Raw genomic sequence first — 15,634 nt, 5'->3', positions numbered from 1 at the left:
CGGTCCATCAAAATCGACGACAATTCTGAAGAGTCGCCAATCTCAGCATGTTCGGAGAGTCCAATGCCGGTTTCCATGTCTAGGTTAATACTTTACGTCCGGGATGTTGAGTTGCTGAAGTTCTTCTACCAGACTCATTTCGCGCTTCCGGTCGCCGAAGAAATCGAAGGCGAATGGGCTGTGCTGAAGGCGGGTGAGATTGAGATTGCTTTCCACAGAGTTGGTGAGCCCTATCGCGAGCGACCAAATCACCCCAACACTTCAAATGCAAAAATCGTCTTTTCGGTGAAATCAGGGCTATCGGAGTTGCGCGAGAAATTGTTGGCTGCAGGTGTCCGGATGCGTGACTTGAAACGTTACGATGGCTTTGCCCAATTGATGTGTGATGGAGAGGACCCCGAGGGAAACGTCTTCCAGCTTTCCCAAGCTGATTAGATGACAAACCGGTATCACGCGATTCGACGGCCCCCCGTGGATCGCGTACTGCTGATCGCATGAGGCAGAATGCGGCCACATCCAGCCGTTCGACATAGATTCGTAGATCGTCGACAATCAAGCATCCTCAGATATTAACGTCGTTGTCCAAACAGAGAGGCAGTGGTATGGCGAACGGGGATCTTCAGAGACTTGCTGTGCTGATTGATGCGGATAATGCGTCGGCAGCCGTTGTAAAAGAGCTTTTGGAGGAGGTGGCGAGGTATGGAACAGCAACAATTAAGCGGGCTTATGGAGACTGGACCACGCCGAATTTGGCGGGATGGAAGGACCAGTTACATCGTTACGCGATCCAACCCATTCAACAGTTCGCATACACAAAAGGTAAGAATTCGACGGATTCAGCATTCATCATCGACGCAATGGATCTCCTATATGCCGGTCGCGTTGACGGATTTTGTATCGTTTCAAGTGACAGCGATTTCACAAGACTCGCGACCCGCCTCCGGGAATCTGGCAAGGCAGTGTACGGGCTCGGGGAGCGAAAGACACCTGAGCCGTTCATTGCTGCCTGCGACAAGTTCATTTTCTTTGAAGTGTTGAGGAAGAGCGGGGAACCGGCTACTGCGATGAAAGTTGCCGATCTGCCGGATTTAAAGGGTCTATTGATTCACGCGATAAATGAAACGTCGCGCGACGGTGAATGGGCACCGCTATCGGCTGTGGGCTCATTTATCGGTAAGAACAACGCATCTTTCGACCCTCGAAACTATGGATTTGCAAAGCTCGGTGAGTTGGTGCGTAAGCAACATTACTTGGAATGTAAAGATACACCCGACGCATCCGGAGTCGTGCATCACCTGCAAGTTAAAGTCAGGTGACAGGGTAAGCGAAAGGCTTATGCGCACGGCCCCCTGATGAACGACCGTTTTCGGGAGATTTGAAGGACGGCTCAGGGTCGATCTGGGCCGATTGCTGTCCGACTCAGTTTGGCCGTTCGCCCGACTGATCGGGATGGTTGACAACTTGATCCAAACACTAAACGTCGCAGTCACTCGATAAGACGGTTAGTTCAGTGCTCTTAACGATGCTGATGTAGAAGTCTGAGCACGGGCAGTCCAATCAAAAGCAAAGCTATGCATCCTATGACGGACCACAAAAATAGAAGTTGTATCCGGGTGATAAATCCAGACCTTTGAAGCACGCCAGGATTCTTGCGCGCGATGCGATTAATGAACATGCCGCTAAGTCCCGTTAGCATGCCGAAAATAAAAATCCCAGTGAATCTGTGGCTAGCAAGCGAAAGCAGGACGCCGATGGCCCCGATGGCCTGCAAAACGTAAAGACTGAACCCCATTCTTCTTTGAGCTGTTGTCATCAGCCTTTTCCTTTTTTAGATTAATCCATTCTACCGTACACTCAGATATCGACAACTGCTACGCATTCTTCTATCCCGGCCGAAGAAAATGTGCACGGAAACGGCATGCCAAGTCATTCAATTCGCTTAGCGTTGCACACGCTGTGACTTCAATGGTTTGAGGGCATCGGAGCGCGTGGCGAATGTCCGCTACCCTCGATGCCAGGGCAGCTTATTTCGTTCGTTTTTCCATCAACCGGCGATGAGTCCAAAATCGACGTCTTTGCTCGCCACTATGCCGCCCACACGCCCCGGCGCGCGTTGATTGCTCCAGTACAGATTTGTGTGCGCGATCACGCTGTCCGGCGGTGGTGCGCCCCATTGAGTCATGTCTTCGGTCGTGTGCGCATCGCTGACCAGCGTTACGTCATAGCCGCGCACAAGCGCGCCGTGCACTGTCGAGCGAATGCACATGTCCGTTTGCGCTCCGGTCACGATAAGTTTGCCAACGCCGAGTGTCGATAAGGCCTGTTCAAGGTCGGTGGCATCGAACGCGTCGCGGTAATGCTTTTCGATAATCATTTCCGCCGGTTCTGGCGAAAGTTCGTCGACGATCTGCCACGCATCGCTTCCAGCTTCCAGGTCTTCGTCGGCGTGACGGACCCAGACGACCGGTACATGGGCGCTGCGTGCTCGCTCAACGAGCGCGTTGACGACGCAAAGCACTTCCTGGCGTCGATAGGCATTCGCGACAACGCCGTTTTGAAGATCGATGACGATGAGTGCGGTATGGGGTCGGTCGGCAAGCGTAGTCATGGGCATGTGGCATTCGTAGCGAATCCACATCTTAAGGGGTTTGTCGCCGAGTTGGTCGCGCAGGCGAGCGCTGCTCCACATCCCGTCATTCGCCGAACGCCGATGGGTTTGCCAGCCGCTTAACGCGGGAGTACGCTACCTGCACCCAAAATCAATCGCCTCTGATCGCTGGGCCCCGGGGATAAACGCCGAAATTGAACGTCCATCGCGCGCGATTTAAGGTCTCCGCCTTTACACGGCTGCGTTGGTGGCAGGTAGGCTGGCTATCGTTACTTGATGCCGGTCGGACACCCTATGCCGTATTCCCGAACGCGATGCGCGGAGCGCGCCGGTAGCGCATTTGCAAATGCTGGGTTTTGGCTCGATCAGCGATGGAGGACGACTGTGGGTTGTCCAGGTGAATCCTTTGCAGAACTTCTACGCGTCCTGGCCAACGCCGGGCATCCGTCAACCGGAGGCAGAATCCAATGAACGCAAAACTTAAGCGTATCGGCCTGAGCACCTTCCTGATCGGCTCATTGTCCATATTCGCGGCGACGACAGTCCAGGCAGCCGACATTAAGGTCATGAGCGATAGTCCCCTTGAACCAGCGTTGACCAAGGTCGTCGATCTTTACCGCCAGCACACGCATAACCAGGTCAGCCTGGTGTTCGACCCATCGCCCGTTGTGAAGAAAAGGATTGAAGACGGCGAAACGGCCGACGTAGTTATCGTTCAGCCGGACTTTGCTGAGGATCTGACGAAGTCGGGCAAGGTGAGTGCCGGGGACAGACCGATAATCGCACACGTTGGCGTCGGCCTCGGTAACCGCAAGGACGGTCCGGCGCACGACATTTCAACTGTTGAAAAATTCAGGAACACTTTGCTCGGTGCAGACCTTCTTGTTTTTAACAGCGTTAAGTCGGGGCAGGCCTTTGCAAACGTCCTTGAGCGACTGGGGATTGCAGAAACACTCAAGCCGAAGATTGTACGCACGGCCCCCAATGGGATTTTTGAGCCTGTGTTAAAGGGCAAGGGCGACGACATGGTGGCGGGTACGATACCGCTCATCGCGACAACACCCGGCATAAAGCTCTTGGGTCCGCTGCCCGGCGATTTGCAGAGCACGCTTACGTACACCGCTGTGCTCATGGCGAACACCTCACAACGCGATACAGCCGAAGGGTTCATCCAGTTCCTGGCGTCACCAGAGGCAAAGAAAACTTTCGCCGCAAACGGTGCGAAGTGAAATAACAGCTCACCGAATAATTCGACGACTGGGCACAAGCCGCCCGACGCGATGCGCAAACGGCAGGTATGTCCTTGGGACCAGTCGTTTAGTCTGCGCGGTGTAGAAGGACGGCAGCGGGTCGAACTGGGGCGATCGTCATCCGTCTCAAAGCGGCCAGTAGCGGTTAGTAGCGGTCAGTCAACTGCGCGACCTGGATTGCTGACGATCTGACAACCTGCATCCGGGAGAGCAGGCTGACGCAACGACCATGTACCAGCCCGAAATTGTTTTCAATTCGCCTATACCGTTTCATCGGCTAGCGGCGTTCCCTCACTTTCCTGCATCGTTCGTCATAGAGCATGAGGGTACTTTTCACAAGCAACGAGAAAATAATCTGTGTCCTGATCCGGGCTAACTCGCTTCCCATATCTGATCACAGGTTTGAACGACGAGCGCGCGCATCCACCTGTGAGCCGCATCCCGATCGTATCGGGTATGCCAGGCCATTTGACAGTCGAACGGTGCGATCGTCAGCGGTACATCGCATGAGTAAATCAGGTCTTTGAGGGGATGGGTTCGCACCACCCCTGCGGGGAGCACGGCGATCAGGTTAGACGAGAGAAGAAGCGATGGCGCGCCTGAAAAGTTGTTCAACGTCATCGCGACTCGACGGCGCTTTCCGGCGCGCTCCAGCGCTGCATCCGCAACGCCAACCGGATTACCCGAAAGGGATACGAGAAGGTGCTCGGCGTCGAGAAACTTCTTCTCAGTCAGTGGAGACTGCGCGAGCGGATGGTCCGGCCTCATTGCGCAGACCCAGCCCTCCAGGAAAAGCCGCTGAAGCTTGAATTCATCCCCCATGTGCTGAAGTCCACCAATGCATATGTCGATATCGTTGTCTCGTAGCCTGGCACTCGTTTCCTGACTGGTGTAGGGCACTGCGAGGATTCGAATTCCGGGGGCGTGCTGCTCAATATGCCGACGCAGCGAAGGCCACAGGGAACCTGACATGTAATCGGTCACTGCGATGCGGAATGCACGGGTCGATGTGGTCGCGTCGAATCGGATGGGTGACGCGGCCATGCGGATTGCCGCAAGCGGTTCCTGGATTTCGCGCCAAAGCTCTTGCGCTCTGGCGGAGGCTTTAATGCCACGGCCGTACCGGGTGAACAGCGGATCGTCCCAGACCACTCGCATGCGGGCGATTGCGTTGCTGACGGCGGACTGGGTTAGCGCCAGACGGTCCGCCGCCTTGGTCACAGATCCTTCGGTCATGACTGCATCGAATATCGAAACCAAATGGAGATCGAGGTCTTTCATGTTTTGCCCGTCATTTGTCATCACGCAGAATGATGATACACCCTCTAATCATTGATTAGACGGGCTGATGGGCCGCCAGTACTCTTTAGTCACCACGGCAGAAGCCGGTAGCAAATTTCCGGCTAGCCGCAACTTTTGACTTGGGTCTCAAGCGTCATGAAAAACATCCGGGCGACCTGCGTGCCGGTGTCGGACACGACGGACCCACACCCTATTGGACGAAATCATGGCAAATACGCTTCAAGGAAAGATCGCTCTTGTGACGGGCGGCTCACGCGGTATCGGTGCCGCAACCGCTATCCAACTGGCCTCGGAAGGCGCCACCGTAGCACTCAGTTATTCCAATAGTGAGGACGCAGCCAAGGAAGTCATCGCGAAAATCGAGGCGTCCGGTGGCAAGGCTATTGCCCTGAAGGCTGACCAGTCGGACGCAACTGCGGTCAAGGCATTGATTGCAGAAGTCGTCACGCGCTTGGGCAAGATCGACATTCTGGTCAATAACGCGGGCGTTTTCGAAACGGGCACGGTCGCCGAGACCGTGGATACATCGGGCTTCGACCGACAACTGCAAATCAACTACGAAGCCGTGGTGACCGCGATTCGCGAAGCCTCGCGAGTGATGGTTAGCGGCGGCCGGATTATTTCGATCTCGTCGGCCCTCGCGCTGCGATCAACCTGGCCCGGCCTGGCCGACTATAGCGCAACGAAACGCGCGATCGAGGGCTATACCAAAGGAGTCGCTCGGGATCTCGGCGCGAAGGGCATTACTGTAAATGTCATCGGCGCCGGGTCGACCAATACCGAGATGAACCCCGACAATAGTCCCTTTGCAGAAGCACAAGCCGCTGCAACTGCGCTCGGACGCTTTGGTCGCCCGGAAGAGATCGCTGCGGTGGTCGCCTTCATCGCCAGTCCTGCTGCGAGCTTCGTCACCGGAGCGATTATTCCTGTAGACGGTGGATATAGCGCGTGACATTGCACGAGCCACGCGACGCATTTTTTGCGCGCGTGACTCGAATAACGTCGAGTGGTATCCGTGCCGCCCGATAACAAAGATCAGGCATCTGCGGCCAGTCTTACTGGAGGTCAACGAAAATGAGTATCCTGTTTTCCCCACTTGAGTTGGGGGAGCTCAAGCTTGCGAATCGAGTCATGGTTGCGCCAATGTGCCAATATGTTGCCGAAGAAGGTAAAGCTACCGCGTGGCACATGATTCACCTTGGTGGTCTGGCCAACTCGGGTGCAGGCTTGCTTTGCATTGAAGCAACGGCGGTAGAGCCAGGCGGCCGTATTACTCCGGGCGACCTGGGACTCTGGGACGACGAAACCGAAATGTCGCTGAAACCGATCGTCGACGCCGTGCGTCGCCACTCGAACATTCGTCTGGCCATCCAGTTGGGGCATGCGGGACGGAAGGCGTCCAGTGAAGTGCCGTGGAAAGGCGGCCAGCAGATCGCCGTGGCTGATGGCGGCTGGATCACCGACGCCCCCTCGGCGGTGCCGCAGAAAGAAGGCGAGGAGTTACCGCGTGAGTTGGATCGTGCAGGGATGATCCGCATTCGAGATGCTTTCGTTTCGGCCGCGCGGCGCGCGGACCGGCTTGGCATCGACGCGATTGAATTGCATTGTGCCCATGGCTATCTGCTTCATGAATTCCTCTCCCCGATTTCAAACAGGCGGACCGATGAGTTTGGGGGGACCCTCGTGAATAGAATGCGCTTTCCGTTGGAAGTCTATGACGCAGTGCGCGCTGTTTGGCCAAAGCACAAGCCGCTTGGTGTCAAGGTTTCGGCGACGGACTGGATGGACGCAGGGTGGGACATAGAGCAGACCATCGAATTCGCGAAGGCACTGAAGACGCGTGGAGTTGACTGGATCGACGTATCCTCAGGTGGAATTTCTCCCCTGCAGAAAATTACGTTGGGCCCGGGCTATCAGGTTCCGTTCGCCAACCAGATCAAAAGCGCAACTGGCGTGACGACTATCTGTGTGGGTCTGATAACGGACGCGCAGCAGGCTGAGGAAATTCTATCGAGTGGCCAGGCGGATGCCGTGGCTATCGCTCGAGGCATGCTCTACGACCCACGTTGGACGTGGCACGCGGCGGCGACTCTCGGCGGTACTGTCGAAGCCCCCCGGCAATACTGGCGCGCGCCCCCGCAGATGCATGCTGCCGTTTTCGGCGAAGTTGTGAACGGTGCACGATGAAGGGTGGTTCGATGCCTGACATGGCTCGCCTCGCGTTCTCCGATCGCGCGGGCGAACAATCACGGTCATCGCGCCCGACCGTCCGCTGACAAGACGGTTGAAGTTTCTTGGGGGGGCGGGTGCAGACGGTCGCGGTCGTGCGAGTGTCAAGCAGTCGATGTCTTTAGTATGGCGCAGTGATCGGCCAAAAACAGATTTTCGACACGGCAGCGCGGATTGGCGACATTCATGCGTTAAGACACTATCGTGTGATCATGGGCAGTGTATTCTCTTACGACATCTGTAAAGGGATCCACACGCAATGACTTTCGGGTTTGCTCGCGGGCTCATTTCCTTCGTGGCAATTGCTCTTTTGCTCTCCGTTAATGCGTTTGCCGAACCGGGCTTTGAAGGAATAAGTTCATCAGCCGATGCTGGTTATACCCGGCTAATTGGTCTCGATGCGAATAACAATCTGGTCCGGGACGATATCGATGACTACATCGATAGAAGTTACCGTGATGCGCAACAGCATGCAGCGATGATCCAGTTTGCTCAAGCATATGCGCGGCTTATTGTTAGTGGGAACACAGTAGCGGGGGCAAAGCACGCAGCTGCCGGTGTCGTCCGCGCAATACAGTGCGGTATCAAAGTGTTCGGTGATTCAAACGTCGCAAGACAGAAAGTCGTTCTCGCGATGATGCTCAATTCCCGGGAGCGCTTTGAGGCCTACGACGTGGCGAGACGCAATGAGGAAGGCCAGGTCCTTGACCGTTTCCAAGGTGAGCCATGCCTTTGAGAAGTGCCGCATGCGGACATTCACATGCCAATCACGATGGATGATATAAAAGACGACCCCATGGAACGGCGGTTTTAGATGTGACTCCAGCGACCGCAGATCGTCGGTTATACAGTCTGGGTTGCCTCGGGCCGGTTCTTGTCTGGCTGCGTCCGGCCAACAGTCGACGTTCACTGATGCAAGTAGAATCGTCGATAATCGGCACCTTGGATCTGATGGACCGCATTCCGGTCGTTCCCGTTTGGTGAGGCGAAACAATGAAGGTGACAATCGCGTACATCGAAGAACCTCCATTTGGCTGGACAGAATCAAATCAGGCGACAGGAGCGGACGTTGAGTTGGCGGGAGCCGTCCTTCGGGCAATCGGCGTCAACGATATCGAGCATCACCTGACTACGTTCGCTGAACTGTTGCCCGGCGTCGAGGCTGGGCGCTGGGATATGAACGTTCCACTCTTCGTTACGCCTGAACGGGCCAGCAAGGTTGCGTTCAGCTTACCCGTGTGGGCGATCGGCGATGGTTTCCTGGTCCGGGCGGGAAATCCGAAAGCGCTCAATAGCTATGCCTTGCTTGCCGAGTGCCACGGTGCCCGGCTAGGCATCATTGCCGGACAGGTGCAACACGCGTCGGCCAGAGCGTCGGGCGTGAGCGAGGACCAGATCGTCATCTTCGAGCAACAGTCCGACGCAATAGAAGCGCTTTGCGTAGGAACGATCGATGCCTACGCTAGCACTGCCGTGGGAAATCGCGTACTGGCCGGCCGCATCGGCGCTTCGGTGCTGGAGGCCGTTGAACATGACACCCGAAAGGATGGCAAGCAACCTCTCCCGACGGGAGCATTTTCGTTTAACAAGAACAACCGCCAACTGCTTAGGGCTGTGAACGAGCAACTTCGCTTATATCGTGGCACTCCCGATCACCGGGCTCGTATGTCGAAATTCGGCATCACGCACAAGGAGATCGACCCCGCGCTCGTCGCTGAATCCTTCAGGAAACTCGGGGACTGAGTTGCACGAATGCCGGAAAGCTTCCAGCTTCCAGCTTCCGGAGTCGGCCAATTGTTGACGCTCGCGCATCGCAGAGAGCCGTCACTTGAACGGCAGAGGTCCACCCCGAAATCTGGCCAATGCCCAAGGTGAGCCTCTCGGCCGAAGCGGGCGTCAGACAGCGAAGCAGGTGACTGCGAGTGTCCGCTATCAAGCGCGAGCGAGATTGGACAGGATTTAGCCATGGAAGAGACATTCGCCATGTGCTCGCGACGCGCCCTTGGATCGGGCTACGGCGCGACGGTCGTTTATTTCGATTGAGCCAGTGCCATCGCGTCGACACCTGCCGGGAAGCGGAGCTGCTGCGATGCGTCGTTCGCGGCGCGCCACACTGCCTCGGCCACGTCGGTCTCTGTCGTGACTTCAGCTGGCTGCGTATAGGCAGCGAAGACGGACTGCGCATAAGGCGCATAGGCCTCCGGAATTAGCCCCGCCATGCGCGCTTCCCCGTTCTGCGTGAATCGAGTGGTGGGCCCATAGCCTGGCTCAACCAGCTTGACTCGAACATTGAACGCACGGAGTTCGTGCGCGAGCGATCCAGTAAAGCCTTCGATGGCCGTCTTGCTCGCGGTGTAGGCGGCCACCAACGGCATCGGCGCCAGCGTGGCGCTCGAGGTCACGTTGACGACCACACCCGACCTGCGTTCCCGAAACCCGGGCAGGACCGCCTGGGTCATCGACATCACGCCAAAGGTGTTGGTCTCGAACACCTCGCGGATCGTGGCCATCGGCGTAGCCTCGAAAGCGCCGAGCATCCCGATGCCCGCGTTGTTCACCAGCACATCGATCGGCCCGCTCGCCTGGAGTGCAGCAGCGATGCTCTCTGGCTGCGTCACGTCCAGCGACAGCACGCGGATCCGTTCCGAACGGGGCAGCACGTTTTCGCGAGGCGTCCGCATGGTGGCGACCACGTTCCAACCTTGAGAATGAAAGTGGCGCGCGGTCTCAAGGCCATAACCGGACGAGCAACCGGTAATCAATACAGTCTTCATTGCGTTTCCCTTGCTGGTGTCGAAGACGTCACGATAGCGATTCCGGAGTGGACGTTCTACAATCTGGAGTCCACATTTCATTTGCAATAGTCCAGAGATGCGTGATCCACTCTCGGAGGTCATTACGCTGCTTCGGCCGCGCGCTGTGTTCTCGAAGGGAATCAGCGGCGCCGGTCGCTGGGGAGTGCGCTATACCGACTTCGGTCAGCCGAGCTTCTGCGTGGTGCTTGAGGGCCGCTGTCTTCTTGCCGTCGACGGGCAGGATCCCGTCACATTGGAGACGGGAGACTTTTTGTTCCTGCCTGCTACGCCCGGTTTCACGCTGTCTGGTTTTAAGCCAGTGACGCCCGAGCGCATTGACCCGAAGGCGACGCGTGCGTCGACGGCCGAAGTTCGCCACGGTACGCGCAAGGGCCCTCCCGATGTGCGTTTGCTCGGCGGGTACTTCGTGTTCGACTCGCCCGATACCGCGTTGCTGGTGACGTTGCTGCCGGCGCTGGTGCATGTGCGCGATGTCGCACGCCTTTCGGTGCTAGTGAGTCTGATCAGCGAGGAAACGAATCAGCTAAGGGCCGGCCGCGACCACGTATTGACGCGCCTTGTAGAAGTGCTGTTGATCGAGGCCCTGCGCTCAGTGCCGGGCGATGGCGCGCCTCCCGGGATGTTACGCGGGTTGGCCGATGCGCGACTCGCGGCAGCGATGCGACATATGCATGGCGATCCCTCGCGCTCATGGACAGTGGCGCAGCTTGCGAAGAAGGCCGCGTTGTCGCGTTCAGCGTTCTTCGAGCGGTTCATCCGCGCCGTGGGCCTGCCGCCGATGGAGTATCTTCTTGTTTGGCGCATGGCGGTCGCGAAAGACCTGCTCCGCGGCCGTGATCTCAAGTTAGTCGAGGTAGCCGAGCGCGTCGGCTACAGTTCGGCCAGCACCTTCAGCACCGCGTTCACGCGCCATGTCGGCCAGCCTCCAGGCCGATACGCGCGCGGGGTTTAGCGCGTCATGGTGCGAGGCGTATAACGTCTGCTTATGGTCTATGCGCGGCCCGCGAGTTTATGCGATGCAGGCATCGGACAGGCTTCGGTCAGTTACTCAGTCCTAGGGTTGTTTGGGCCGGCGGTCATTTGCATCCAACTTCAGCCGATCGCCGTCGTTTCAAAATAATACAGCGTGGGCCTCCCGCCCAGGACGCAGCGTTCGGTCGTCGGCGCTGGTGCGAAGACGGGATTGGCGGCCAACCCAAGCTCGGGCTTCTGGCTCAGTCCAACGATTGGCAAGTCGGAGCGAATGTTGCCGCAGATTCAAACCTGTGCGATCATCCGCTGCCATAGACCGCGAAAAACGGCCGTCGGTATCGGCGCAGTGCTCCGCTCCGCCACTCGACAGCCGCGTACACGTCACCCAGCATTCCTAGCAGGTTGGCCAGCGTTTCCCCCGACATCTGTCGGCTCATTGCGAATTGTCGCGCGTAAGTGCGCATGTTCGCGATTATCGGAACGCACCATGATCAGCTACCCCGTTTCCCATTCACCTTCGGCACAGCCGCGCATCGTCATTGTCGGCGCCGGTCTCGGCGGACTGACGCTCGCCCGTGTCCTGCACATCAACGGCGTGCCTGCGACGATTTACGAAGCTGAGGCCTCGCTCGAAGCGCGAGCGCAAGGAGGCTTGCTGGATATTCACGAATACAACGGCCAACTCGGTTTGAAGGCTGCCCGCCTTCATGACGAGTTCGTTGCCCTTGCCCTGCCAGGCGAAGATGCCAAGCGCGTAGTAGACAAGCATGGCAACGTCCTGCTCGACTTGCCTGGCTCCGGCAGCACGGCCAGGCCTGAGGTGGATCGTGGCGCGCTGCGCCGGCTTCTGGTGCAGTCATTGCCGGCCGAAGCGATCAGATGGGGCCACAAGCTTGTGCAGGCCAGAAGGCTTCGTGAGGGGCAATATGAACTGGGCTTCGCCGACGGGGCGACGGCGACGACTGATCTGCTCGTGGGTGCCGACGGAGCTTGGTCGAAGGTTCGTCCGCTGCTGTCCCAAGCCAAACCAACATACGTCGGGACGGCCTTCATCGAGAACAATCTCTTCGATGGGGACACGCGATTCAGCGCCAGCGCCAAAGCCATCGGCGGTGGTACGTTGATGGCCGTCGAACCCGGCAAAGGCATATTGGCGCACCGGTACGCAAATGGCACCCTGCACACTTACGTCGCATTAAACAAATCGGAAGTTTGGATGGGTGCCGTCGACTTTAGCCGTCCAACGGCTGCGCTTCGTGAAATTGCCTTCGAATTCGAGGGCTGGGCATCAGAGCTCAGGGCGTTGGTCACGAATAGCGATACAAATCCCATTGTGAGGCTCATCCATGCGTTGCCGATCAACCACCGGTGGGAAAGAGTACCGGGCGTTACGCTTGTGGGGGATGCCGGTCATTTGATGTCGCCGTTTGCCGGGGAGGGGGCCAACCTCGCCATCTATGACGGGGCCATGCTGGGCAGGGCGCTTTGTGATCATCCGGGCGATATAGAGGCGGCACTCGCGGAATATGAAGCCGCTCTCTTTCCTCGGAGCGCCACTGTCGCCGCACTGACGGCCCGCAATCATCAGCGTTTCTTCGGCAACGACGCACCTCAGAGTGTGGTGGACTTGTTCTCTACGCGCTAGACGCGTACTGGCTGGATCGTCGACAATTGCCATCGAATTCTTTCAATCCGCCTGTTCCTGAGGGGATAGTTGCAAGCAACGGGAGAGGCGAATGCCGACGAACGACACGGTCGCACTTATCGTAGATCCTGATTTCAGCGCTCGTATTCAAGAGGTGGCCGCGAGAGTGCGACACACATGGGTCGTTGCTACTCCTGCGAATGTTGCCGTTGCCGAGCAAATCTGGAGAGCATCGCCGAACCCGCCCGGGCTCAACACGGAAGGCGGCGTTACCACGTTCATTCAATATGGGGTGAATCGAGAAAGCTGGTGCGAGGCAATCCTGGATTCTGTCGACGATCACCACAATTATCACTCGCGCGATCCGGCTTATTCGATCCTGGAGGTTTATGGCGTATCGCTAACTGAGCGACTGCGGTCTGCGCTCGTCGAGTTCGGGTTCTCGTTTTTTTCACCAACGGATTGTGGTTTTTGCGCGTGCAAGCTCCTACCTACTTGAAAGGGAGCGAGACCGTGAACGGCCGCTTTGGGAAGCCGCGACTGGCCGCAGTGGGTCGATTTCTGCCGGACGCGGACCGATCAACGGCGGCCCAGTCTGTCGGTTCACCGTCGGACCGGGTTCGGCCATGAAGCGTCATTCGCTCGCGCTGGTCGACTGGCCGCTGTCGTTTCGATAACGGCTAGACTGCGGGTAGACGAATCAAGCACCTCACATCTGACCTTGAAGAGGACCCGTGTTGACGCGCTCGACGAACCAACGCCATTCGCACTGAGGGTGGCAGCCATGCCGCGTTTGACTACTTGGCCGTAACAGCGGTCAGCTCATATTCGATCGGAATTGACCAATCACCGCGTGTGATGGCGCTGCTCAGGCCTCGGTATAGCTGCGCTCGAGCAATGCCGTGGCTCGAGCGAAATCGGCTTGACTGCGCAACGTCAATTCGACGTCCCCGGTGCCCCAATGACCGATCTGGCTGATGTCCCGAGAAAAGCCTTCCTCCAACGCGACCGTGATGGGGTCGAGCCTCAGGATCATCAATATCTTGTTCGGATAAGGAATCGCACATGCAAAATTCTTCAGGCGGCGAAACGCGGTATAGAGCTTTAGCCGCTTTTCTTGCACGTCGTCACCCAGGCTCAGCAGAAAACTGGCGATATTTGCGTGGAGATCACGTATTTCCTGAGAAGCAAGCGCGAGTTGCTCGTCAACCGTCTTGTCCTTTCCTGCTGATTTAGCGATGTCTGACATGGTGCCTACTTCCACCGCAGAGACCGGTTCAGCCGGAGCGGTTACGCCGGTCGACGCTGATTTGTTCGCAGCACTTTCAGGGGTGCTTTGCGCGTTGACCAGTTCCAGTAGCAGCAAGTCATCTCCGAACAGTTTGTACCGAATCAGTTCGACGTTTCGCGGGATCTGCTGAACGGCATGCTGGTCGTAGCGCGTGAAGTCGGCAGCGATGCACAACAGGCGCGTGCCTGCCCATTCGATCTTGTCGGCCTCATCTTTTCCGAGCTTGTCCATTACCAACCAGCGGAACTCCGCTTGATGGTCGAGCAACCAGTCCAAGTAGTACAACCCTTGGTTGATGACGTTTTCGTTACCATGCCGCTTGTACTCGACAATGACCGGGCATCCATTCTCGTCCAGGCCCAGAGAATCGATGCGGCCCCGGTGGGTCTTGCCGGTTGTGTATTCGGTGGCGAGGAAGCGCACGCCAAGTAACGTTTGCATGTTCGCTTCCATCAAACTTTGCAGGTGCTTCTCCAGCTTCGCGACTTGGCTCGGTAGTTCGTTCGCCGTTCCATTCGCGAGACGAAACAGCTGAATGTCACTCATAAGGCTCCCTGTTTTTATTCGAGAAAGTATGCCTGCCATTATCGCGAATTCGCGCGAGGCGATCCACGGAGCAAACCAATTAGGTGGCGCGAGGACCAGCCAGCGCAACTCCTTGATTCGGCAATCACAATTGTGAGCAGTTAAGCAGCGACCAAAGTGCGGTGGTCAGCCGTCCATGTGCACTCGCCAGACAAAATCCTTCTGAGCGTTGTGCGACCATCTCAGTCCGTATGCAAAGCGGATGTTTGTCGGTACTCGATGAAGGACCGCAACGGGTCGATTTCTGCCGGACGCGGACCGATCAACGGCGGCCCAGTCTGTCGGTTCACCGTCGGACCGGGTTCGGCCAGTTTGAGTCATTCACCAGCGTCCGCTTTGGGTGTCCCTGGTGAGAGCGGATAACCACCTATACCGGGCTGTTAAACTGGCAGGCACCGACTGAACTCTCGCTCCATGGATACTCTCGAAAAAAACCGCCCATTGTCTGCATCCGAGATGTCTCTCGCTCGTTGGATGCTTGAGCACGGTGAGCCGAAGGCGCGAGAGTTTTTTGAACAACTCGCAGCGGCCGAGGTAACGCCATGGCGCTGTCCTTGCGGCTGTGGGTGCATTAATTTTCAGATCAAGGGTCGCGACCCTGCACCCCCGGGCGTACACATTCTCGGCGATTTTATTTTTGGTCCGGACGATGAACCAGCCGGGATATTCATATTCGAGAGCGGCGGTTTGTTGAGTGGCATCGAGGTCTACGGACTCGCAGGCGATGCTCCTGCAGAACTGCCCCGAGAAGACGCGCTCCGGCCTTTCTCTCGCGGTGGCGGCGAGTCGTCGTAGGTCCTATCCCTTAGGACGGCCACACGCGGCGCGAGCCACTCGACTGACCGCTCTGCGGCTGCGAGTCTCGTATCCGCCACTTCCGCTCAGGGTCGTGCTGAGCCGGTTGTCGTCGGGCTCCGTGCGGCCAGTTTGAGACGC

The 15,634-nt window shown here is 57.4% G+C and carries 15 protein-coding genes; 11 read left to right on the top strand and 4 right to left on the bottom strand.

Translation table 11 applies throughout. The annotated features are described in order from the left end of the window. The first annotated feature begins 63 nt into the window (after nucleotides 1-63). Both PQQ95_RS04750 and PQQ95_RS04745 read left to right on the top strand, forming a co-directional pair. Nucleotides 64-435 (top strand): VOC family protein, encoded by a 372-nt coding sequence (locus tag PQQ95_RS04750; protein ID WP_408435374.1) that lies wholly within the window; start codon nucleotides 64-66, stop codon nucleotides 433-435. Nucleotides 436-602: 167 nt separating this feature from the next. Next, nucleotides 603-1,316 (top strand): NYN domain-containing protein, encoded by a 714-nt coding sequence (locus PQQ95_RS04745; RefSeq protein WP_408435372.1) that lies wholly within the window; start codon nucleotides 603-605, stop codon nucleotides 1,314-1,316. Between the two features lie 728 nt (nucleotides 1,317-2,044). On the opposite strand, the gene PQQ95_RS04740 is transcribed toward PQQ95_RS04745, so the two are convergent. Further along, nucleotides 2,045-2,614, bottom strand: coding sequence for a cysteine hydrolase family protein (locus PQQ95_RS04740; RefSeq protein ID WP_408435370.1), 570 nt, complete (start codon nucleotides 2,612-2,614; stop codon nucleotides 2,045-2,047). Nucleotides 2,615-3,075: 461 nt separating this feature from the next. Here PQQ95_RS04740 and PQQ95_RS04735 point away from each other — a divergent pair, with 461 nt between their 5' ends. Beyond that, nucleotides 3,076-3,837, top strand: coding sequence for a molybdate ABC transporter substrate-binding protein (locus tag PQQ95_RS04735; protein WP_408435369.1), 762 nt, complete (start codon nucleotides 3,076-3,078; stop codon nucleotides 3,835-3,837). A 393-nt stretch (nucleotides 3,838-4,230) separates the two neighbouring features. Here PQQ95_RS04735 and PQQ95_RS04730 read toward each other — a convergent pair whose 3' ends face one another. After that, the gene (locus PQQ95_RS04730; protein ID WP_408435367.1) at nucleotides 4,231-5,139 is read right to left on the bottom strand and encodes a LysR family transcriptional regulator; all 909 of its coding nucleotides are present in this window, start codon (nucleotides 5,137-5,139) and stop codon (nucleotides 4,231-4,233) included. Between the two features lie 226 nt (nucleotides 5,140-5,365). On the opposite strand from PQQ95_RS04730, the gene PQQ95_RS04725 reads away from it, so the two are divergent. The 4 genes from PQQ95_RS04725 to PQQ95_RS04710 all read left to right on the top strand — a co-directional run bounded on the left by PQQ95_RS04725 (nucleotide 5,366) and on the right by PQQ95_RS04710 (nucleotide 9,132). Continuing rightward, the gene (locus tag PQQ95_RS04725; RefSeq protein WP_408435365.1) at nucleotides 5,366-6,112 is read left to right on the top strand and encodes an SDR family NAD(P)-dependent oxidoreductase; all 747 of its coding nucleotides are present in this window, start codon (nucleotides 5,366-5,368) and stop codon (nucleotides 6,110-6,112) included. Nucleotides 6,113-6,234: 122 nt separating this feature from the next. Beyond that, a complete protein-coding gene (locus tag PQQ95_RS04720) occupies nucleotides 6,235-7,347 on the top strand; it encodes an NADH:flavin oxidoreductase/NADH oxidase (RefSeq protein WP_408435363.1) in 1,113 nt (370 codons plus the stop codon). A 301-nt stretch (nucleotides 7,348-7,648) separates the two neighbouring features. Then, entirely contained in the window at nucleotides 7,649-8,125 is a 477-nt protein-coding gene (locus PQQ95_RS04715) for a hypothetical protein (RefSeq protein WP_408435362.1), read from the top strand. A 257-nt stretch (nucleotides 8,126-8,382) separates the two neighbouring features. Next, nucleotides 8,383-9,132: a transporter substrate-binding domain-containing protein gene (locus PQQ95_RS04710; RefSeq protein ID WP_408435360.1), complete on the top strand. Its 750-nt coding sequence runs from the start codon at nucleotides 8,383-8,385 to the stop codon at nucleotides 9,130-9,132. Nucleotides 9,133-9,419: 287 nt separating this feature from the next. On the opposite strand, the gene PQQ95_RS04705 is transcribed toward PQQ95_RS04710, so the two are convergent. Continuing rightward, complete coding sequence (locus PQQ95_RS04705; protein ID WP_408436093.1) at nucleotides 9,420-10,163, bottom strand: SDR family oxidoreductase; 744 nt, start codon at nucleotides 10,161-10,163, stop codon at nucleotides 9,420-9,422. A 97-nt stretch (nucleotides 10,164-10,260) separates the two neighbouring features. Here PQQ95_RS04705 and PQQ95_RS04700 point away from each other — a divergent pair, with 97 nt between their 5' ends. From PQQ95_RS04700 to PQQ95_RS04690, 3 genes are all read left to right on the top strand, one after another. Further along, the gene (locus tag PQQ95_RS04700) at nucleotides 10,261-11,157 is read left to right on the top strand and encodes an AraC family transcriptional regulator (RefSeq protein WP_408435358.1); all 897 of its coding nucleotides are present in this window, start codon (nucleotides 10,261-10,263) and stop codon (nucleotides 11,155-11,157) included. Between the two features lie 507 nt (nucleotides 11,158-11,664). Continuing rightward, nucleotides 11,665-12,822 carry an FAD-dependent oxidoreductase gene (locus tag PQQ95_RS04695; RefSeq protein WP_408435356.1) on the top strand — a complete coding sequence of 386 codons (1,158 nt, stop codon included), beginning with the start codon at nucleotides 11,665-11,667 and terminating at the stop codon, nucleotides 12,820-12,822. Between the two features lie 91 nt (nucleotides 12,823-12,913). Then, complete coding sequence (locus PQQ95_RS04690) at nucleotides 12,914-13,321, top strand: hypothetical protein (protein ID WP_408435355.1); 408 nt, start codon at nucleotides 12,914-12,916, stop codon at nucleotides 13,319-13,321. 369 nt (nucleotides 13,322-13,690) lie between these two features. On the opposite strand, the gene PQQ95_RS04685 is transcribed toward PQQ95_RS04690, so the two are convergent. Further along, nucleotides 13,691-14,659, bottom strand: coding sequence for a DUF5655 domain-containing protein (locus PQQ95_RS04685; protein ID WP_408435353.1), 969 nt, complete (start codon nucleotides 14,657-14,659; stop codon nucleotides 13,691-13,693). Nucleotides 14,660-15,112: 453 nt separating this feature from the next. Between PQQ95_RS04685 and PQQ95_RS04680 the strand changes: the two genes are divergently transcribed. After that, the gene (locus tag PQQ95_RS04680) at nucleotides 15,113-15,493 is read left to right on the top strand and encodes a hypothetical protein (protein WP_408435351.1); all 381 of its coding nucleotides are present in this window, start codon (nucleotides 15,113-15,115) and stop codon (nucleotides 15,491-15,493) included. Nucleotides 15,494-15,634 lie beyond the last annotated feature (141 nt).

The organism is Paraburkholderia caffeinilytica (genome assembly GCF_046030355.1).
In the GTDB taxonomy this organism is placed as follows: domain Bacteria; phylum Pseudomonadota; class Gammaproteobacteria; order Burkholderiales; family Burkholderiaceae; genus Paraburkholderia; species Paraburkholderia caffeinilytica_B.
This window is presented reverse-complemented; position numbering and strand designations above follow the sequence as displayed.